The sequence below is a fragment of the Dactylosporangium sp. NPDC049525 genome, assembly GCF_040676755.1.
GTDB lineage: Bacteria > Actinomycetota > Actinomycetes > Mycobacteriales > Micromonosporaceae > Dactylosporangium.
On the sequence record NZ_JBFAPO010000006.1, the window covers coordinates 58,295 to 77,953 of the forward strand.

A 19,659-nucleotide genomic window follows, 5' to 3' on the forward strand; every position below is an offset into this window, starting at 1 on the left:
CCATGAGTGGACCGATCGTGGGCAAGCGTCGCCTTCGGGCCGAGTTGCGACGGCTCCGGCGGGAACGTGAACTGACCCAGGACCTGGTGGCCGCCGAAATGGAGTGGTCACTGTCGAAGCTGATCCGGATCGAGAACGGCACCGTCGCCATCTCGGTCAGCGACCTGCGCAGCCTTCTGGCCTATTACCGGCTCCACGACACCCAGCTGGTCGACGACCTGCTGGAACTGGCCCGGGCGGCGAAACGGCGGATGTGGTGGGACGAGTACCGTGCCGCCCTGCCCGGTTCCCTGCTCAGCTACGTGGGGTTCGAGGCCGAGGCGGTGTTCGTCGGCACGTTCGAGCCGATGCAGTTCCCCGAGCTCATGCAGACCCGGCGGTACGCGACCGCGACGACCGCCGAGCAGAAGGCCGGCGATCACGAGCAGCGCGTCGAGTTCCGGCTGCGGCGGCAGAGTGAGCTGTTCGAGCGGGAGTCGCCGTCGCGGTTCCAGGCGCTGATCGACGAGTCGGTGCTGCGCCGGCTGCCGCTGCACGACGACGAGGCAGTGCTCGTCGACCAGATCGAGCACGCGGTCGAGTTCGCGCAGCGCCCGTACACCGATATCCGCGTCGTGCCGTTCAACGCCGGTCACCACATCGGGTGGGACGGCGCGTTCACGGTGCTCGAGTTCGGGGCCGACGACGGGATCCTGCACAAGGGCGGCCAGCTGCTCGAGGAGCCGGAGCTGATCGCCGCGCACACCGAAGGGCTGCGCGGGCTGGCCGGGATGGCCCTGCCGCATGAGGCCTCGATCGACCTCATGCGGCAGGTGGCCGCGGAGCTGAAACGGGGCTGAGTCAGCCGGCCGGCGGGTGGAAGAGCACCCCGTTGCCGCTGACCAGCACCGGCTGGTTGTTGACGTACTGGTAGGCGACGGTCCCGGCGGCGTTCTCGATGCCGACGGTGGCGTTGCTGCCCCGCTCGAACGCGTTGTCGAGGTCCTTGTACGCGAAGGCGATGTCGCCGTTCTCGTAGAAGACCGCCTCGAAGGTGAGGCGCCGCGACGTGTTGCCGTAGAGGAACACGTTGCGCCACTCGATGACGTAGGCCCGGTTCGGCGCCGCACCGGTGGTCGCGGTGCGGACGCTGGACTGGCCGTCCACGACGAGGTCCGACCAGAACGGGTAGACCGTCGCGTTGGGCACGAGCGTGGTCGGCAGCGTCGTGTGGTCGGCGTTGGCCGCGCCGGGGTTGACGAAGCTCGCCTTGCCGTTGGTGTCGACCCAGACCGAGGTGTACGCGGTGCCGTACAGCTTGACCGGGAACGGCGTGGTGAGCTGCACGATGCTGTCGTCGCCGGTGAGCGTCAGCGGCGTGTCGCCGTCGATGAACGTCCGGGGGCCGTCGGCGCAGGTGTAACCGAACGCGTCGGTGCCCTGCGTCAGCGCCAGGTTGACGGTGGTGGTGCCGGCCGCGACGTTCACCGGGGCGGACGCCCCGCCTCCGCCGCACTGCCCGCCCGAGCCGACCGCGGCGGTCACCGTGTAGGACCCGGCCGGCACGCCGGAGAACGTGTAGGTGCCGTTGGCGGCGGTGACCTTCGTCGTCCCGCCCGGGGTGAGCGTCACCGTCGCGCCGGCCACCGGCGCACCGGTGCCCTGGGTGGTCACTGTGCCGGTGACGGTGCCTGTCACCGGCGGCGGGTCGGCGGGGCCACCGGGCGACTTGAACAGCACGCCCATGCCGTTCTGCAGCGCCGAGGTGTTGTTGGAGAACTGGATGCCGACGGTGCCGTTGGCGTTCTCGATGCCGACGGTGGAGGACGCGCCGGCCTCGGCGGTGTTGTCGATGCCGGAGTAGTTGGTGACGACGTCACCGTTCTCGTACAGGATCGCCTCGGCGTTGATCCGCCGGGACGTGTACCCGTACTGGTAGGCGTTGCGCCACTCGACCACGAACTGCCGGTTGGGCGCGGCGCCGGTCACCGCGGTCCGCACGCTGGCCGAGCCGTCGACGACGAGGTCGGTCCAGTAGGCGTACACCGACGAGTTCGGGGTGGCCGCCGACGGGATCGCGCCGTGCGTGGTCCCGGACGTGCCCTGGTTGGCGAAGCTCAGCCGGCCGTTGGTGTCGATCCAGGCCGAGTTGTACGTGGTGCCGTAGAACTTGAAGCCGAACGGCAGTGAGATCTGGCTCATGTTGTCGTCGCCGGTGAGCGGCAGCACGGTGCCGTCGGCCGGCACGAACGCCCGCGGCGACGCCGAGCACACGTAGCCGTAGGTGTCCTTGCAGGAGGACACGTAGCCGGCCGTGTACGTGGTGTCGGTCGCCGGCGCGGTGATGACGTGGGTCTGCGCCCCGCCGTCGGACCACGTGTTGAAGGCCTGCGGCACGCTGTTGTACAGCTGCGGCGTCGGCGCGCTGACCGTGTTGGTCGAGCCCTGGATGACGGTGCGGGTGAACGGCGCCGCCTGGCTCGTCGGGCCGACGGTCAGGTTGAGCCCGGCGGGGTTGCTGACGAACGTCAGGTCGACCGTCTTGGGCTGCACGTTGACGGTGGTGGTGCTGGTCAGCCCGCCCGAGTCGGTGGCCGTCAGCCGGAACTCCAGATACGACGGATACTCGTGGTCCGGCGCGGTGAGCGTGCCACCGGCGACGCCGTTGAGGGTCTGCATCGGGTGCTCGTGGCACACGCCCGGCGACGAGCAGTGGTGCAGCACGATCGTCCAGCTGAGCCCGGACGCGGGCACGGTGCCCTGCTGCGGGTCGCTGGCGTGGCCGGTGAAGCTGATCGTGTTGCCGACCGCCCAGGTGTAGCTGACCGCGGGCGTGTCGATGACCGCGGTCGGCGCGTCGTTGCCGGCCGTGATCGTCACCGTCTTGTCGTTGGTGACACCGAGCGTGTCGGTGACCCGGAGCTTGGCCGTGTACGTCCCCGGGGCGGTGTACGTGTGACTTGCGGTGACGCTGGCCGGGAGGTCGGGCGTGTCGAAGACGTTGTCGTTGGTGAAGTCCCACTTGTAGCTGAGCAGGCCCTGGTCGGCGGGGTCGGCGTCGGATGACGTGGAGCCGTCGAAGTTCACCGTGAGCGGCGTGCCGCCGGAGGTGCGGTTGGTGGTGATCGACGCGACCGGCGGCTGGTTGCCGGCGTAGTACCGGAACCGGCGCACGGTGCCACCGCCGAGGTCCACGTAGTACAGCTCGTTGCCGGGGCCGATGGCCAGGTCGACCGGGTCGGCGGCGCCGGCCGCGAACGTGATGATGTTCGAGGTGGACGGCAGGCCGCCGGCGGTGGCGGGCATCATGGCCCAGATGCAGTCCCGGCTGTAGTCGGAGAAGAACAGCGCGCCCTGGTAGGCGGCCGGGTAGGGGCCGCTGCCGGGATAGAACGCGACGCCGGAGGACGAGGAGCCGCCGCTGGGGCAGGTCTCGCCGGCCACGACCGTGGCGTTGTGGTTCCAGGAGAAGTACGGCTGGACGTTCGGCACCGACGGGCTGGCGCCGTACATCGGCTCGCACAGGTTGAGGTTGGCGCCGTCGTAGCCGCCCTGGACGTTCGGGCCCTCGATGCACGGCCAGCCGTAGTTGCCGACGGTGCTGGCGACCGGGTTCTGCACCCGGTTGATCTCCTCGAACGTGGTCCAGCCGACCTCGCCGCTCCACAGCTCGTTCGTGCCGGGCTTCATGGTGAACCGGAACGGGTTGCGCATGCCGTAGGCCACGATCCGCCGGGCGTTGGCGTCCGCGGCGGCGAAGTTCGGGTTGGTCGGCAGCGCGGCGCCGGTCGCCGGGTCGATCCGGATGATGGTGCCGTTGAGCGCCGTCGGGTCGGTGGTGGTGCGGACGTCCTGCGCGCGCAGCGCGCCGCCCTCGGCGGTCGGCGGGGTCAGCGCGGTGCCGGCGGCCGACGGCGGGTCGCCGCACGGGTTGGCGGGGCTGCCGAACTGACCGTAGTCGGTGGCGCTGAAGCTGGCGCCGTCACCGGAGGAGGCGTAGAGCGCGCCGTCGGCACCGAAGTGCAGGTCGCCGATCGAGTGACTGGGGAACTGCTGGCACCAGTCGGTGATCAGCACCTGCTCGGTGCCGGTCATCTGGTTGCCGCTGGCCTGCAGCCGCGACAGCCGGCCGGTGACGATGCAGTTGCCGTTGTTGGCGTCGGCGCAGACGTCGTTCCACTTCGGCGCGGTGCCGCCCGGCAGCGCGTCGTAGGAGTACAGGACGTAGACCCACGGGTTGGTGGGGAAGCCCGGCGCCAGGGCGAGGCCGAGCAGGCCCCGGTCCCACTGGTCGTGGACCTTGGTGCGCAGGTCGGCGAAGACGTCCGGGGTGGTGTCGGCCAGGCTGTCGAAGACCTTGATCAGCCCGCTCTTCTCGGCAACGAAGACCCGGCCGTCGGGCGAGAACTCGATGTTGGTCGGGTTCGTCAGCCCGCCGAAGACGACCTGCTCCTGGAAGCCGGCCGGCAGGGTCAACGCGGCGGCCTCCGGCGCGCCGGACAAGGGCACGAGGGCGCCCGCCGCAAGGATGGCGGCAAGAAAAGCACGCACGGTACGTCGACGCGTCGACATGAACCGTCCTCTCCTGATGGGGGTGGCAGAGAGGCGGGAGTCCCGCTGAAATTGCGCCAGCCTACCGAGGAGTAGGACCTGAGGAAGTGTCGCGTTGCCGACGATGTCGACCTTGACTCACCGCGAATCGGGCGAGTCGGGACAAGATCTACACGAAAACGACCCGTTCGGCCAGTCAGCCGAACGGGTCGTCGTCAGGTTTCCTCGTGCTTACAGCTTCTCGTAGCAGGCCTTGTCGAGCTTGTAGTCCTTCGCGACCGAGCCGGTGAAGTAGTCCTTCATCAGCTTGATGTCGTTCGGGCCGCCGGCGCCGACGGTCGGGTTGTAGATGAGCGACTGGCGGAAGATGCCGTCCGCGCCGGCGGCGTAGTTGCCGGCGCCGTCGGGCAGCATGCCCTCGTAGTCGACCTTGGTGAGCGACTTGGCGGCCTTGAGCAGGCCGGCCCGCGTCAGGTCACCGTCGGCCTGGGCCTTCTTGAGCGCGGCGAGCAGCGGGTAGGACCAGACCCAGCCGGACGTGTAGCCGTCGTTCGGCGTGACGGACGAGCCGAGCGCCTCGCGCATCGCCTTGTGACCCGGGGTGTCCGAGGCCCACGACTTCCACGGCGAGCTCTGCAGGTACAGCGCCTTCAGCGCGGGTGCCGCGGCGGTCGCGAGGAGGCCCTGGTTCCACGACGGGCTGGTGCCGATGAACTTGCCGGTGAAGCCGCGCTGGGCGGCGCCGCCGACGATCGCGGCCGCGTCCGCCGGTCCGGTGGTCAGGATGACCAGGTCCGGCTTCTGCGTCACGATGGCGGTGACCGCGCCGGCCTGCTTGTCGGTGCCGGAGTCGGTCTTCACGTTGACGAACGTCATGCCCAGCTTCTCCGCGGCGATCTTCGCCCCGGCGGCAGCGTCGTCGCCGTAGTCGCCGGCGAGGTGCACCGCCATGACGGTCTTGGGCTTGAAGGTCTCGTTGGCGTAGTCGACGGCGTTCATCGACTCGATGCAGTAGTTGGCGCCGGACTCGAGGATGTTGTCCTCGAAGGCGTACGCCGAGGTCCACGCGGCGGGCGCGGCGATGATGTTGTTGGCCTTCATGTCGGGCAGGATCGCGGCCGTGGTCGGCGAGCCGAGGCTCTGGGCGAGGGCGAGGACCTTGCCCTTCATCTCCTGGTACGCCTCGTTGTGGGTCTGCGGGTTGTACTTGTTGTCCCGGACGTAGGTCTCCGCGTCGATGTCGTAGCCGCCGATGCCGCCCTGGGAGTTGACCCGCTTCCAGAACGCCTTCTGCGCGTCGGTGATCGGCACGGCCAGGACGTGGAACGGTCCGACTGTGAGGTCCGAGATGATGCCGAGGTAGATGCAGCCCCGGTCCTTGTGCTCAGACTTGGGGCAGGGCTCCTTGGTGATCCCGACGTCCGACTTCGGGCCACTCGAACCTTTTTCCGTGCTGTCCGCGCCGCGACATCCGGCGAGTGAGCCGACGGTGAGCACCGCGGCGAGGGCAAACATGCCCAACCTCTTCATTGAGGGGCTCCTTACGACGAGGTCAGTACGAGAACGGCCAGGCTTTCCAGTAGCTGCGGAGCCGGATCCAGATGCCGAACAGCCCGCGCGGCTCGAAGATCAGGAACACGATGATCAACACGCCGTAGAGGACGGTTTCGAGCTGGTAGGCGTTGGGGGACTCCGCCGGCGAGTTGCTGATGAACGGCAGGAACGACGGGACCTCACGGATCAGCCGCGGCAGGAGCGTGATCAGGAAGGCGCCCAGGACGGCGCCGCTGACCGTGCCCGCACCGCCGATGAGGATCATCGCGATGTACTGCACCGACAGCAGCAGGTTGAAGGTCGTCGGGTCGAAGTAGCCGATCCCGACGTAGAGCAGCGCGCCGGCGCAGCCGGCGTAGAACGACGACACCCCGAAGGCGATCGTCTTGTATCTGGCCAGGTTCACGCCCATCACGCCGGCCGCGATGTCGCGGTCCCGGATGGCGGTGAAGGCCCGGCCCACTCGCGAACGCGCCAGGTTGCGCGCCGCGAGAGCCGCGAGGACGAGCAGCACGAGCATCAGCAGGTACAGCTTCTGATCTCTCGTGAGGAAGGCGTCGCCGGTGTTGAGGTCGTAGCCGAGCAGGGTCGGCGCCGGGGGCTGCCGGCCGATGCCGGGCCCGCCGGTGAGCGACGACCACTCGTTGATGATGTGGCCGCCGATGAAGACCAGGCCGAGCGTGACGATCGCCAGGTACAGGCCACGCAGCCGGGTGGCGAGGGGAGCCACCAGTACACCGGCGACCGCGGCGACGAGACCGGCCGCCGGCAGCCAGACCAGGATCTCCCTGACCCCGAAGCCGATGGTCCGCGCGTCGGGGTCACCGGCGATGGCCGCCGCCGTGTAGGCGCCGATCGCGAGGAAGAACGCATGGCCGAGCGACACCTGCCCGGCGTAGCCGGTGACGATGTTGAGCCCGATCGCGCCGATCGCGGTGACGCAGGCCAGCCCGATCAGCTGCAGCAGCTGGTCCTCGACCAGCCACGGCAGCGCGGCCCCGACGGCGAGGAGGATGCCGACCGCCACCTTCTTCGAGGTGGTGTCGAGCAGCGCCAGCTCCTGGTTGTAGGAGGTGCGCAGCAGTGGACGGTTTCTCATACCCTTTCGACCTCCCGGGTGCCGAACAGGCCGTAGGGGCGCACGAGCAGGACCAGGAACATCACCACGTACGGCGTGACGACCGAGATGTTGCCGCCGAGCCATGGGAACGAGCCCTGGTAGGTGGCGGTGAGCTCCTGGACGACGCCGACGGCCAGGCCGCCGATGACGGCGCCGGGCAAGGAGTCGAGGCCGCCGAGGATGATCACCGGCAGGGCCGTCAGCGCGATCAGCCACAGCGACTCGCTGACGCTGCCGCCGACGGCGGCGAACGTGCCGGCGACCGCGGCGAGAGCGCCGGCGAGGGCCCACGACAGCGCGAACACCGCGCCGACGCTGACGCCCTGGGCGAGTGCCGCCTCCTGGTCGTAGGAGGCCGCCCGCATCGCCAGGCCGGTCCGGGTGTAGCGGAAGAACAGGTACAGCAGGCCGATGAGCACGGCGGTGGTGAGGACCATCGCCACGTGCCGCTGCTCGACCTGGACGCCGCCGGGCAGCTTCCACACCTGCAGGCCCCACGGGTCGCCGACCTGCCGCACGTCGAGGCCGATGGCGGCGTTGACGACGACCCGGACCGCGATGTCGATGCCGAGCGTGATGATCGCGACGGTGAAGACCGGCCGGCCGATCATCGGGCGGACCGCGAGCCGTTCGACGCCGAGGGCGAGGCCGCCGGTGAGCACCGCGGCCGCGGCCAGGCCGAGGAAGAAGCCGAGCGGACCGACGAGGTAGGTGACCAGGACCGCGCCGGCCAGCATGAACGCCGGCTGGGCGAAGGAGATGACCCGGGTCGCCTTGTAGATGATCACGAACCCGAGGCCGAGCAGCGCGTAGACGCTGCCGGTGCCGATGCCGCGCAGGACGCTCTCGAAGAAGTCCTTCACACTCTGCTCCCGTACATGTCTTCGACGAGCGCGGAGAAGGTCGTGGCGACGGCGCCGCGGCGGACCTTCTGCGTCGCGGTGAGCTCACCGTCGGTGTGGTCGAGCTCCTTGGGCAGCATCCGGAACGTCTTGACCTGCTCGACCGGGTTGTGCCCGGCGTTGACCGCGTCGACGACGCCCTGGATCAGGGCCAGGACCTCGGGCTTGCCGGACAGGTCGCGGTAGGTGGTGTAGGCGATGCCGCGGCGCTGCGCCCACTCCCCGACGGTGTCGACCTCGATGCCAATGAGCGCGGTCAGGAACGCCCGCCGGTCGCCGATGACGATCGCCTCCTTGACGAACGGCGAGGCCTTCAACGCGTTCTCGATCTCGCTCGGCGCGACGTTCTTGCCACCGGCGGTGATGATGATGTCCTTGGAACGGTCAGTGATCTTCAGGTGGGTACCGTCGACGATCAGCCCGACGTCGCCGGTGCGCAGCCAGCCGTCGGGCGTCATGGCCGCCTCGGTCGCCGCCTGGTTGCGGAAGTAACCGGCGAACGTGCCGGCGTGCCGGGTCTGGATCTCCCCGTCGGCGGCGATGCGCAGCTCCACCCCGCTGTGCGCCTCCCCGACGGTGCCGAGCTTGACCCGGCCGGGGCGGTTGGCGGTGCTGATCGCGGTGTTCTCGGTCATACCGTAGACCTCGAACATCGGCACCCCGATGCCCATGAAGAACCGCAGCACGTCCGGGGCGATCGGGGCGGCGCCGCTGGCGGCGTAGCGGACCCGGCGCATCCCGATGCGCTCCTTGAGCGCCCGGTAGCACAGCAGCCAGCCGACCGCGTAGAGCAGGCGGCTGCCGGCGGTGTGCCGGCCGCCGTTGGCCTCCAGGGTGGCGCCGAGGCGGTCCGCGACGCGCAGCCACAGCCGCGCGTTGGAGCGTTTGACCAGCGACGCCCCGGCGAGCCGGATCGTGACGCCGGCCATCATCTTCTCCCAGATGCGGGGCACCCCGAACAGGATCGTCGGCTGCACCTCGCGCAGGTCGGCCTGCACGGTCGCGATCGACTCACCGAAGTGGACGGTGACCCCGGCGGCGGCGTTGAACCAGGTGGTGAAGACCCGCTCCGCGACGTGGCACAGCGGCAGGTAGGACAGGGTCAGGTCGCGCGGCCCCGGCGGCGGGTCGGAGAAGCCGCCGCCCTCGATCAGCACCCGGATCGCGAAGTCCACGTTGGCCACGGTGAGCATCGCGCCCTTGGGCCGCCCGGTCGTGCCGGACGTGTAGATCAGCGTGGCGATGTCGTCGTCGCTGGACTGCAGCTCGACCGGTTCCGCACCTTCGTGCGAGGCCAGCAGGTCGCTCCACGCGATGAGCTTCGGGTGCTGGTAGCGGCCGCGGATGCCCCTGGGCTCCAGGTAGACGATCCACTCCAGGTCGGGGCAGTCGTCCAGGACCGCGAGGGCCTTGTCCACCTGCTCCTGGTCCTCGGCGAAGAGAATCCTGGCGCCGGAGTCGGCCAGCATGTGCCGGACCTCGTCGGGCGGGTTCGTCGGGTACAGCCCGACGGTCGCCGCCCGCACCGCGACGGTCGCCACGTCGACGAAGAGCCACTCCGAGCGGTTCTCCGACTGGATCGCGACCCGGTCGCCGGGCAGGATCCCGAGCGAGCGCAGGGCCCGGGCGACCGTCTCCGCGGTGCGCCAGTAGTCGCGCCAGGTGATCTCGCGCCAGATGCCGCGGTGCTTCTCCCGCATCGCGACGGCGTCAGGTGTGCGTTCGGCGTGCTGCTTGACCAGGTCGGCAATCGTCATGCCGCCTCCACCTCCCCCAGGTAGGCGCGCAGGACGTCGGGGTTGTGCTGCACCTCGGCGGGCGTGCCGGTGGCGACCGGCACGCCGAAGTCGACGACCATGACCCGGTCGGCGAGATCCATGACGAGGCCCATGTCGTGCTCGACGAGGATCATCGGGATGCCGAGCTCCTCGCGGACGTCGAGGATGAAGCGGGCCATGTCCTCGGTCTCCTCCAGGTTCATTCCGGCGACCGGCTCGTCCAGCAGCAGCAGCTTCGGCTCCATGGCCAGGGCGCGGCCGAGTTCGACGCGCTTCTGCACGCCGTACGGCAGCAGCCCCACCGGCAGGCGGCGCCATTGGGCCAGTTCGAGGAAGTCCACGATGTCCTCGACCACGGCCCGGTTGGCGATCTCCTCGCGCCGGGCCCGGCCGACCCACGCGATGGCGGCCAGGGTGCCGTAGCGGATGTGGTGGTGCCGGCCGAGCATGAGGTTCTCCAGCACGGTCAGGTGCTGGAACAGCTCGACGTTCTGGAAGGTGCGGGCCACCCCGAGCTTGGCGACCTTGTCCGGGCGCAGCCCGGTGAGATCGGTGCCGTCGAGGGTCACCTTGCCTTGCTGCGGCCGGTACACACCGGAGATCACATTGAAGATCGACGTCTTCCCGGCCCCGTTGGGCCCGATGACGGCGAACAGTTCGTCCTTGGCGACGGTGAACGAGACACCGTCGATGGCTTTGACGCCGGCGAAGCTGAGCCGGACGTCTTCGAAACGCAGCACGGCGACTCCCGAAGGGGTTGTTGCGGCTCTATGACAGCCAGCGTTTGCGACGCTTGTAGTGCTTGACGTCGCGGAAGGACCGCTCGGCGCGGCCGAGGTAGAACTCGCGGATGTCGTCGTCGGCGAGCAGTTCGGCGGCGGGTTTGTCGAGCACGACCTTGCCCGTCTCCAGCACGTATCCGTGCTCGGCGATGGACAGCGCCATGGTCGCGTTCTGCTCGACCAGCAGCACGCCGGTGCCGGCCCGGTTGATCTGCACGATCAGGTCGCGGACCTGTTCGACCAGCCGCGGCGCGAGGCCGAGGCTGGGCTCGTCGAGCAGCAGGTAGGCCGGGTCGGACATGAGGGCCCGCCCCATCGCCAGCATCTGCTGCTCGCCGCCGGAGAGGTAGCCGGCGATGCTGCCGCGGCGCTGGGCGAGCACGGGGAACAGGCCGTACATGCGCTCGAGGGCCTCCGCCCGTCCTTTCGGGCGGGTGTGGGCGCCCAGGCGCAGGTTCTCCTCGACGGTCAGCTCGGCGAACGTTCTTCGCCCCTCCATCACCTGCGACACGCCGCGGCGGACCACGGCGGCCGGCCGCAGCCGGTGGATGGGGCGCTCGTCGAGCGTGACGGAGCCCTTGGTGATGGCGCCGTCGTGGACACCGAGCAGGCCTGACAGGGCCCGCAGGAGCGTGGTCTTGCCGGCACCGTTCGCGCCGAGCAGCGCGACGATCCGTCCCGGTGGCACCTGCAGGCTCACGCCGCGAAGCACCAACATCACGTCGTCGTAGACGACCTCTAGGTTCTGGACACGCAACATGGGGTGACGCTCCTCCGGGGGTGTTCGGAGTGGGCGAACTATGTGCATCGTCGGTGAATAAAGTTACGTGTATTTAACCGGGTATCAGAGCAGAATCAAGCCCCAATTGTGTGTCCGTCAACACCATCTTCGATGCGGCATCACCGTCCGATGTGGACCGACAACTCGCCGTGATTCGGACTTTTGGGGTAATAGATATAGAACAACGCGCGTGGGTTTCGCTTCGTTGGTGATCACGTTAAGTTAGGCCCTGGCCTGCTCGGCAGTCCGTCGCCCAGCCCGGGCGGCGCCGCGCAAGCGCCGCCGAGTCGAGCGCCCATCTGGCGCTGTTCGAGCCGGGGACCCAGGTTCCTTGGGGTGAATCCGCGATCGCGGTAGGGCGCTCTCTTCCCGCCCGAACCCGTCAGCTAACCCGGTAGGCGGTCGGTGAATGAAGGGTCATCCCTTGTCCGCTGGACACCGCGCCAAACGGTCCCTGCTGCGCTCCCTGGTCATCGGGGCCGTCGCGCTGGCCGTTGTGGCGCCTGCGAGTGTCGCCAAGGCCGATCCCACAGCTGCCGAGATCCAAGCCCAGCTCGAGAAGGCGGGCGACGAGCTCGAAGTCACGGTCGAGGCCTACAACAAGATCAATGAAACGCTCGCCGCCACCCAGGCGGAGGCCGCCACCATCCAGGCCAAGATCCAACCCCTCGTGGACAGCATGACCGCGGCCAACTCCGACGTCGACGTCATCGCCATCGCCGCGTTCAAGGGCTCCGGCAACATGGTGAGCCTCAACGTCATGCTCAACGCGCAGTCGTCGGACACGCTGATCGACCAGCTCACCACGCTGCAGCAGATCAGCAAGCACCAGCAGCACGCGATCGCCGAGTATTCGGCGGCCAAGTCGAAGCTGGACGACGAGAAGAAGAAGATCGACGACACGCTCGCCGCGGAGAACGCACAGAAGGCCGAGCTGGAGACCAAGAAGAAGAAGATCGAGGGCGACGTCAAGAAGCTCGACGCCCTCAAGCGCCGCGCCACCGCGGCCGGCAGCACCGGATCGACCGGTGTGAAGGTGTCCCTCGGCGCCGAATGCACGAGCCCGGCCAACTCGGCGGTCGCGTTCGCCTGCGCCCAGCTCGGCGAGCCCTACAAGTGGGGCGCCGCCGGACCGGGCAGCTGGGACTGCTCGGGCCTGACCATGGGTGCCTGGAAGGCGGCCGGCATCACGCTGCCGCACAACGCCAACGACCAGTGGCGCTCGGGCAGGGTCACGCACGTCTCGCGGTCCGCGCTCTCGCCGGGAGACCTGGCCTTCTTCGGAGGATCGTCGCCCAGCCACGTCGGCATCTACATCGGCAACGGCAAGATGATCCACGCGCCGACCACGGGCCGTAACGTCGAGGTCGCCTCGGTCGACCGTTCCAACACGACCGGATACGGGCGCCCGCACTAGGGAACCCCTCGTCACGTGCCAGGAGGCCATGCCCGCAAGATGGGGCATGGCCTCCTGGGATCCCGAGCAGTACGCCCGCTTCGCCGACGAACGGGCCCGCCCCTTCCACGAGCTGGTCGCGCGCATCCCGACCACCGCCCCGGTCGCGGTCGTCGATCTCGGCTGCGGGCCCGGCACGCTGACCGCGACCCTCGCGACCCGCTACCCGGACGCGGCCGTGCTCGGCATCGACTCCTCCCCCGCCATGCTCGCCGCCGCAGCGCCGCTCGCCACGCCGCAGGTGTCCTTCCAGCTCGGTGACATCGCCGGGTGGCGGCCGCAGCGCGGCTCCGTCGACGTCATCGTCGCCAACGCCTCCCTGCAGTGGGTCCCCGATCACGCGGCGTTGTTGCCGGTGCTCGCCGCGGCCCTCGACGACGGCGGCACCCTCGCCTTCCAGGTCCCGACCGGCGGCCCGATCCTCGACTCGGACGTCCTCGATCCCGAGGTCCTCGGCCCGCGCGGCGCGACGCCCGTGCGGGAGCCCGCCTGGTATGTGCGGACCCTCGCCGGCCTCGGCCTGACCGTGGACGCCTGGGAGACCACGTACTTCCACGTCCTGCCCGGCGACGACCCGGTCCTGGAGTGGTTCAGCGGCACCGGCCTGCGCCCCTACCTCGACGCTTTGTCCGGCGCGGAGCTCGACGACTTCCGCGCCCGCGTCGCCGCCCGGCTGCGCGAGGTCTACCCGCGCGAGCCGTTCGGCACGATCCTGCCGTTTCCGAGACTGTTCGTCGTGGCGCAACGATCTTAAGATCCGCCCGTGACCCAATCGCGCAGCCGCCGCAGCTCGGTGAAGATCGTGCTGATCGTCCTCGCCGTCGTGGTCGTGCTGTGCTGCTGCGGCGGCGGCGCGGGCGCGTACCTCTTCTTCGACGACCGCACGAAGGCCGCGCGCGAGGCGACCTCGGCGTTCCTGTCCGACCTCGAGTCGGGTGACCTGGCGGCGGCCTACGAGCGGCTGTGCGACGACACCCGGGCCCGTTACGAACAGTCATCGTTCGAGGCCGCGGTCAACGGGCGCAGACCGGTCTCGCACGATCTGCACTGGGGCGGCTGGTACGGCAACGACAACGGGCTCGAGACCGCCAGGATCACCGCCGATGTGACCTACTCCACCGGCCCGAAAGAGGCCCACGCCGTCCCGCTGCGCAAGGAGGCCGGCGCCTGGAAGGTCTGCGGCAACCCCTACTGACCCGCATCGCCGACCCGCCGCCTTGCTGACCCGGCTTGCCGACCCGGCTTGTTGACACGGAGCAGCCCCCGACCGGGAAGGGTCAGGGGCTGCGGGTTGGTATCGGTCAGGCGGCCTGCAGGCCTTCGGCGCGGGCCAGCTCGCGGAGCCGGCCGAGGGCCTGGATCTCCAACTGGCGGATGCGCTCGCGGGACAGGGAGAACCGGCTCGCGACCTCGGTCAGCGAGTGCTCGCGACCGTCCTCCAGACCGTAGCGGGCGCGCATGATGCCCGCGGACCGGTCGTCGAGGTGGTTGAGCAGGCCCTCGATGCGCTGGCGCTCCAGGGCGGCCAGGACCACGTCCTCCGGCGACGGCGCGTCGGAGTCGGAGACCAGGTCGCCGAGGCTGGTGTCGCCGTCGTCGCCGACAGGGGTGTCGAGCGAGACGGTGTCCTGGGACCAGCGCTTGAGCTCGTGGACGCGCTCGACGGGAACGCCGAGGGCGACGGCGAGCTGCTCGGGCTCGGGGTCGTTGCCGAGCTCACGGGTGAGCTGACGCGCGACGTTGCGCATCCGGTTGACGTCTTCGACGAGGTGGACGGGCAGCCGGACGGTGCGCTCCTGCTGCGCTATCGCCCGGCTGATCGCCTGGCGGATCCACCATGTCGCATATGTCGAGAATTTGTAGCCGCGCACGTAGTCGAACTTCTCCACGGCGCGGACCAGGCCGGTGTTGCCCTCCTGGATGAGGTCGAGCATCGGCATGCCGGACCGCACGTAACGCCGCGCGATCGACACCACCAGTCGCAGGTTGGCCCGGATGAACCGGTCCTTGGCCCGCTCGCCCTCGTCGACGAGGCGCTGCAGCTCGGCGGCGCTCACGCCGTCGGGCAGCTCGGCCACGTCCAGCAGGTGCTCCGCATAGAGACCAGCCTCGACCGCCTTGGAAAGCTCGACCTCAGAAGCGGCGTCGAGCAGCGGCGTGCGGGAGATCTCATGCAGGTAGACACCAACCAGGTCACGCTCTTCGGCACCTGTATCGGGTCGCATCTCCACTTTCACGTTCTCCACCTTCGGGCCCCTCCCCGTCCATCCTTCGCCTTCCCCGTTTCACCCTGCTAAAACGGGTGCCCCCCGGGTATGCCTCCTACACAACAGTCACGTGGCCTGCCGAATTCCACCCTCGCGGGCGATTCCGGTGACGACCCGTGAGAGTTGCACCACTTACCTAGACGACTCGGGAGCAGCTCCGGTTCGCTTCGGTTCCAACAAGTGATACGTGGTATTCCTGCCCGTCAGACGCCTAAACTCGCTGTGAGTTCCCTGGGAACGGCGTCGACTGGGACCCGGATCACCGCTGTTCATCGGCAAGAGTCGCCGGGATGACAGGCAAATGCGCAGGTATCCGCAGGAATCGACGCGTGCTGCAGTCTGTCGAAATGCTGACGGGCTCGTCACACCCCACCTACTGAGCGTGCCATTCCCGCAACAGCGCGACTTCTTCCTCGTCCGTGAGCCCAGTGATGTGGTGTGTGTCACTGAATGCGGCGAGGGTGTCCGCGGCGGTTTCCGGAAGCGGGCGCGGGCGGAGTCCGGCGGCAAGGGCCGGGGTGGTGTCGTGGGTGAGAAACCCGGCGTATTCGGGCAGCGGCAGCCACAACGGCAGTGACCGCGGACCGGACCAGGGCACGACGTCATGGGCGGTGAGGAAGTCCTGGGTCACCCAGGTGAGCGTGCCGTCGCCGCCGAAGCCGGCGTGGAACTCCCGGCGGGTCATCGGGGCACCGATGCCGTCGAAAGTCCCGGTGAGGCCCTCCTCGGCGGCGCGCACCGTCCAGTCGGCCAGGTCGCGGACGTCCACGAACTGGACCCGTTCGGCCGGGTCGCCCGGGGCGAGGATCTCGCCGCCGCGGGCGTGCCGGGCCACCCAGTAGTCGAACCGGCCGGTGGGGTCCTCCGGCCCGACGATCAGCCCGGCCCGGTTGACGAAGACGTCGGCGAAGGCGTCCCGGACCAGCTCCTCACAGGTGACCTTGCAGCGCCCGTACGCCTCGGCGCTGGCCGCCGCGTCGTCGAAGCCCGGTTCGGCGGCCGGGAGCAGCGGCGCGGTCGCCACGGTCTGGTCCGGGGTCGCGGTGTCGGCGTAGACGGAGCAGCTGGAGACGAACGTGAAATGTCCCACCCGGCCGGTGAGCGCGGCGGCCGCGTGCCGGACGTGGCTCGGCTTGCGGGCGACGTCCACGACCGCGTCGAAGGTGCCCTCGACGGCGCGCAGCCCGTCGGGGTCGGACCGGTCGACGGTCACGAACCGGGCGCCCTCGACGGGGTCGCCGGACGTGCCGCGGGCCGCGCAGGTGACGTCGTGGCCGGCGGCGAGGGCCTGCCGGGCGACCGCCCGGCCGAAGAACACGGTGCCGCCGAGTACAAGGATTCTCATCCGGCGATCCTTGGCCGCCGGGCACCGGACCTGAAGCCCTGTTCGCTCAGAGCGGCAACGCCAGGAGCGGAAACCTACGCGCGGTGGGACGGCGGCGGGCGGTGCGGGCGGGTCTTGTGCACCACGAGGACGAACAGGGCGACCGCGGCCATCACCGTCGCCGCCACCGCCAGCCACAGCGACCACCGGTGCCCGCGCGGCGTGCCGGACAGGGCATTGGGCACAGTGGACGGTGGTGCGGCGACCGCCGGCAACGACGACCCCGGCGCGAGGGCATAGACGCGCAGGAAATCGACCTGGAACTCCGCGGGCAGCGCCGTCGACGTGCCGGGGGTGGCGGACCCGCTGGTGGTCACCGCGAAGCCGAACCAGCGCTGCGCCGTGGAGGTGCCCGGGTCGGCCACGCGTTCCTTGCCGTCGACGAAGACCTTGAAGCCCGCCGGTGACCACTCGATCGCATAGGAGTGCCAGTCGCTGAACGGGCCGGGCACGGTCCGCACGGAGGTGTCGGCACCGGAGCCGTTGCGCACCAACGCCTTCTCCTCGCCGGGCACGGCGGTGATCTCCAGCTGTGACGTGTGCTGGGCGACCTGCTGGTCGACGGGGCGCAGCATGGCGATCGACGAGATCCCCGCGCCCATCGGCACCCTGGCCAGGAACTCATACCGCCCGTACTGCTGGGCCGCGCCGAGGCAGCGCAGCTCGCCGGTGACGAACGCCTTGCCGCCATAGGAACGCCGGTGCAGCGCGAGGTGCAGCTTCCCGCCGGACACGGTGACCGCCTCGGGGCGGAAGTAGCTCGCCGAAGCGCCGCCGGCGGTGCCGTCGGAGACCCCGTCGGACGTGCCGTCCGAGACGCCGTCGTAGGCGGCGCAGGCCGGAGGCAGGGCACCCGGGTCGTCGAAGGACTCGGAGAAGACCGGCGTCCAGTCGGCCGGGTCGACGGCGAGGACCGGCGCGGGGACCACCCAGATCGCCGACACGACGACGAGCACGATGGTCGCGGCTCGCCTCAACATGGTGTCAGCCCCCTCACTCGCAAAACCTACCGGATACCTTGCGTCCGCACACCACTGCGGAGCGTCGACGAACGTGCGCAGTTGGCGGCCCGATCGGATACCGACCCTCGCATTCACCCGCATGACATCGATCCGTCTCCGCCAGGCGGTCGTGCGGGATCGACGGCTGCGGAAGGATGTCCGTCGACGCATGTCTTCCAAAAGGAGAGATCATGGCCCAGCCCCGCGCCCGCGCGTGGCGGATCGCTCAGCACCTCGCGGTGCCGACGCTCGCCGTCGCGGTTGTCGCCTTGCTGCCCTTAGCCAAGTCCGGCGCACCTGAGCAGTCCGACCGTTGGACTCCGCTCACGCCGGCGAACGTGTCGTTCACCCAGAAGACCGGGCCGACCACATCCGCACAGCTGCTCGGATTCAACGACTTCCACGGCAACATCGACCCGCCGCTCGGCAGTGGCGGCCTCATCAACGGCACCCCGGCAGGCGGCGCCGAATACCTCAGCACCTGGCTGACCAAGCTGCGCGACGCGGCGAAGGCCGACGGTGTCCGTAACAGCGACACGGTCGTCGCCGGCGACAGCATCGGGGCCTCCCCGCTGGTCAGCGCCGCGTTCCACGACGAGCCGGCGATCGAGGTCCTCAACAAGATGGGTGTCGACATCTCCTCCGTCGGCAACCACGAGTTCGACGAGGGCGTCGACGAGCTCAAGCGCATCCAGTTCGGCGGCTGCCACCCGGTCGACGGCTGCCAGGACGGCGACGGCTTCGCCGGCGCGGCGTTCCCCTACCTCGCGGCGAACGTGACGAACAAGTCCAACAAGCTGCCGATCCTGCTGCCGTTCACGATCAAGTTCTACGACGGCGTCCCGGTCGCCTACGTCGGCATGACCCTCGAGGCCACGCCCGGCATCGTCAACCCGGCCGGCATCAAGACCGTCGACTTCCGCGACGAGGTGACGACCGCCAACCAGTACGCGACGCTGCTGGGCTGGCTCGGCATCCGCTCGATGGTGCTCGTCGTGCACGAGGGTGGCCTGCAGAGCAGCCCGCCCGCGCCGCTGGACCCGTCCGGCTGCGCCAACTTCGCCGGCCCGATCACCGACATCGTCAAGGGCCTCAACCCCGCGTACGGCGTCGTCGTGTCCGGCCACACCCACCGCTTCTACACCTGCGAGCTGCCGAACTCCTCCGGCGCCAACTCGCTCGTGACCAGCGCCGGCACCGCCGGCACCCTGGTCACCGACATCCGCGTGACGCTGGACAAGAAGTCGCGCAAGTTCGTCGACGCGTCCGCGACCAACGTCATCGTCGAGAACGGCGTGAAGAACGCCGACGGCACGTGGCAGAAGGACGCGGCGGGCAACTTCGTGCGCAACCCCGCGCTCGTCGACCCGAAGATCAAGGTCATCGCCGACAAGTACCGCGTGGCGGTGGCGCCCCTGGCCAACAAGATCGTCGGCAGCATCACCGGCGACATCACCAGCACCGCGCTGGCCAACGGCGAGTCACCGATGGGTGACGTGATCGCCGACGCGCAGCTCAAGTACACGGCCGCGGCGGGCGCGCAGATCGCGCTCATGAACCCGGGCGGCATCCGCTCGTCGCTGGTCTACACGAACTCCCCCGGCGGCGAGGCGCCCGGCCAGGTCACCTACGGCGAGGCCTTCACGGTCCAGCCGTTCAACAACCTGGTCGTCACGCAGTCGTTCACCGGCGCGCAGATCAAGGACGTGCTGGAGCAGCAGTTCGTCGGCTTCGGCGGGCAGACCGTCCAGCGGATCCTGCAGCCGTCGGCGAGCCTGACCTACACCTACAGCGCGTCGGCCCCGGCCGGCTCGAAGGTCAGCAACATCGCGGTCAACGGCACTCCGATCAACCCGACGGCGAGCTACCTGGTCACCACGAACGACTTCCTGGCCAACGGCGGCGACGGGTTCACCAACCTGGCGCTCGGCACCGGCCGGGTCTACGCGCCGGGCTTCGACGTCGATGCCCTCACCGCGTACCTCACGCCCGGTCCGATCGCTCCGGGCACCGCCACGCGAATCACGAAGATTGCCTGATCGATGACCGTGTGGGCGGGCAGCGGGTTTTGCTCCTGCCCGCCCACACGTATGCTCGCAGGCGC

At 69.5% G+C, this 19,659-nt stretch carries 15 protein-coding genes and 1 riboswitch; of the genes, 5 read left to right on the forward strand and 10 right to left on the reverse strand.

The window, feature by feature from the left end; all coding sequences use genetic code 11:
- The first annotated feature begins 2 nt into the window (after positions 1-2).
- Complete coding sequence (locus tag AB0K00_RS12180; RefSeq protein WP_363519160.1) at positions 3-839, forward strand: DUF5753 domain-containing protein; 837 nt, start codon at positions 3-5, stop codon at positions 837-839.
- A 1-nt stretch (position 840) separates the two neighbouring features.
- Here the strand turns inward: AB0K00_RS12180 and AB0K00_RS12185 are convergent, their stop codons facing one another.
- From AB0K00_RS12185 to AB0K00_RS12215, 7 genes are all read right to left on the reverse strand, one after another.
- Complete coding sequence (locus AB0K00_RS12185) at positions 841-4,551, reverse strand: PQQ-dependent sugar dehydrogenase (protein WP_363519162.1); 3,711 nt, start codon at positions 4,549-4,551, stop codon at positions 841-843.
- A 210-nt stretch (positions 4,552-4,761) separates the two neighbouring features.
- The gene (locus tag AB0K00_RS12190; protein ID WP_363519165.1) at positions 4,762-6,060 is read right to left on the reverse strand and encodes an ABC transporter substrate-binding protein; all 1,299 of its coding nucleotides are present in this window, start codon (positions 6,058-6,060) and stop codon (positions 4,762-4,764) included.
- Between the two features lie 22 nt (positions 6,061-6,082).
- Positions 6,083-7,183, reverse strand: a complete 1,101-nt coding sequence (locus AB0K00_RS12195) for a branched-chain amino acid ABC transporter permease (protein ID WP_363519167.1) — start codon at positions 7,181-7,183, stop codon at positions 6,083-6,085.
- Positions 7,180-8,067 carry a branched-chain amino acid ABC transporter permease gene (locus tag AB0K00_RS12200; RefSeq protein ID WP_363519169.1) on the reverse strand — a complete coding sequence of 296 codons (888 nt, stop codon included), beginning with the start codon at positions 8,065-8,067 and terminating at the stop codon, positions 7,180-7,182. Before AB0K00_RS12200 ends, AB0K00_RS12195 begins: the two co-directional genes overlap by 4 nt.
- Complete coding sequence (locus tag AB0K00_RS12205) at positions 8,064-9,863, reverse strand: AMP-binding protein (RefSeq protein WP_363519171.1); 1,800 nt, start codon at positions 9,861-9,863, stop codon at positions 8,064-8,066. The genes AB0K00_RS12200 and AB0K00_RS12205 overlap by 4 nt, the downstream gene beginning before the upstream one ends.
- Positions 9,860-10,624, reverse strand: a complete 765-nt coding sequence (locus tag AB0K00_RS12210) for an ABC transporter ATP-binding protein (RefSeq protein WP_363519174.1) — start codon at positions 10,622-10,624, stop codon at positions 9,860-9,862. The genes AB0K00_RS12205 and AB0K00_RS12210 overlap by 4 nt, the downstream gene beginning before the upstream one ends.
- A gap of 28 nt (positions 10,625-10,652) precedes the next feature.
- Positions 10,653-11,426 (reverse strand): ABC transporter ATP-binding protein, encoded by a 774-nt coding sequence (locus tag AB0K00_RS12215; RefSeq protein ID WP_363519177.1) that lies wholly within the window; start codon positions 11,424-11,426, stop codon positions 10,653-10,655.
- A gap of 291 nt (positions 11,427-11,717) precedes the next feature.
- A riboswitch (cyclic di-AMP (ydaO/yuaA leader) is annotated at positions 11,718-11,864 on the forward strand.
- A 7-nt stretch (positions 11,865-11,871) separates the two neighbouring features.
- Between AB0K00_RS12215 and AB0K00_RS12220 the strand changes: the two genes are divergently transcribed.
- The 3 genes from AB0K00_RS12220 to AB0K00_RS12230 are packed head-to-tail and all read left to right on the forward strand — an operon-like array spanning position 11,872 to position 14,098.
- Positions 11,872-12,864 carry an NlpC/P60 family protein gene (locus tag AB0K00_RS12220; RefSeq protein ID WP_363519179.1) on the forward strand — a complete coding sequence of 331 codons (993 nt, stop codon included), beginning with the start codon at positions 11,872-11,874 and terminating at the stop codon, positions 12,862-12,864.
- Positions 12,865-12,910: 46 nt separating this feature from the next.
- On the forward strand, positions 12,911-13,657 hold the full coding sequence (locus tag AB0K00_RS12225) for a methyltransferase domain-containing protein (RefSeq protein WP_363519182.1): 747 nt from the start codon (positions 12,911-12,913) through the stop codon (positions 13,655-13,657).
- 9 nt (positions 13,658-13,666) lie between these two features.
- Positions 13,667-14,098, forward strand: a complete 432-nt coding sequence (locus AB0K00_RS12230; RefSeq protein ID WP_363519183.1) for a hypothetical protein — start codon at positions 13,667-13,669, stop codon at positions 14,096-14,098.
- A gap of 106 nt (positions 14,099-14,204) precedes the next feature.
- Here the strand turns inward: AB0K00_RS12230 and AB0K00_RS12235 are convergent, their stop codons facing one another.
- The 3 genes from AB0K00_RS12235 to AB0K00_RS12245 all read right to left on the reverse strand — a co-directional run bounded on the left by AB0K00_RS12235 (position 14,205) and on the right by AB0K00_RS12245 (position 17,534).
- A complete protein-coding gene (locus AB0K00_RS12235) occupies positions 14,205-15,128 on the reverse strand; it encodes a sigma-70 family RNA polymerase sigma factor (protein ID WP_327011414.1) in 924 nt (307 codons plus the stop codon).
- A 415-nt stretch (positions 15,129-15,543) separates the two neighbouring features.
- Entirely contained in the window at positions 15,544-16,515 is a 972-nt protein-coding gene (locus AB0K00_RS12240; RefSeq protein ID WP_363519185.1) for an NAD-dependent epimerase/dehydratase family protein, read from the reverse strand.
- A gap of 74 nt (positions 16,516-16,589) precedes the next feature.
- Complete coding sequence (locus tag AB0K00_RS12245; RefSeq protein WP_363519187.1) at positions 16,590-17,534, reverse strand: glycoside hydrolase family 16 protein; 945 nt, start codon at positions 17,532-17,534, stop codon at positions 16,590-16,592.
- 212 nt (positions 17,535-17,746) lie between these two features.
- Between AB0K00_RS12245 and AB0K00_RS12250 the strand changes: the two genes are divergently transcribed.
- Positions 17,747-19,594 carry a bifunctional metallophosphatase/5'-nucleotidase gene (locus tag AB0K00_RS12250; RefSeq protein ID WP_363519190.1) on the forward strand — a complete coding sequence of 616 codons (1,848 nt, stop codon included), beginning with the start codon at positions 17,747-17,749 and terminating at the stop codon, positions 19,592-19,594.
- Positions 19,595-19,659: the final 65 nt, after the last annotated feature.

Coding starts and splice junctions, on each gene's coding strand:
- AB0K00_RS12180 (WP_363519160.1), top strand. CDS start 3: ATGAGTGGACCGATCGTGGGCAAGCGTCGCCTTCGGGCCGAGTTGCGA.
- AB0K00_RS12245 (WP_363519187.1), bottom strand. CDS start 17,534: ATGTTGAGGCGAGCCGCGACCATCGTGCTCGTCGTCGTGTCGGCGATC.
- AB0K00_RS12195 (WP_363519167.1), bottom strand. CDS start 7,183: ATGAGAAACCGTCCACTGCTGCGCACCTCCTACAACCAGGAGCTGGCG.
- AB0K00_RS12205 (WP_363519171.1), bottom strand. CDS start 9,863: ATGACGATTGCCGACCTGGTCAAGCAGCACGCCGAACGCACACCTGAC.
- AB0K00_RS12190 (WP_363519165.1), bottom strand. CDS start 6,060: ATGAAGAGGTTGGGCATGTTTGCCCTCGCCGCGGTGCTCACCGTCGGC.
- AB0K00_RS12235 (WP_327011414.1), bottom strand. CDS start 15,128: ATGCGACCCGATACAGGTGCCGAAGAGCGTGACCTGGTTGGTGTCTAC.
- AB0K00_RS12240 (WP_363519185.1), bottom strand. CDS start 16,515: ATGAGAATCCTTGTACTCGGCGGCACCGTGTTCTTCGGCCGGGCGGTC.
- AB0K00_RS12225 (WP_363519182.1), top strand. CDS start 12,911: ATGGCCTCCTGGGATCCCGAGCAGTACGCCCGCTTCGCCGACGAACGG.
- AB0K00_RS12185 (WP_363519162.1), bottom strand. CDS start 4,551: ATGTCGACGCGTCGACGTACCGTGCGTGCTTTTCTTGCCGCCATCCTT.
- AB0K00_RS12250 (WP_363519190.1), top strand. CDS start 17,747: ATGGCCCAGCCCCGCGCCCGCGCGTGGCGGATCGCTCAGCACCTCGCG.
- AB0K00_RS12215 (WP_363519177.1), bottom strand. CDS start 11,426: ATGTTGCGTGTCCAGAACCTAGAGGTCGTCTACGACGACGTGATGTTG.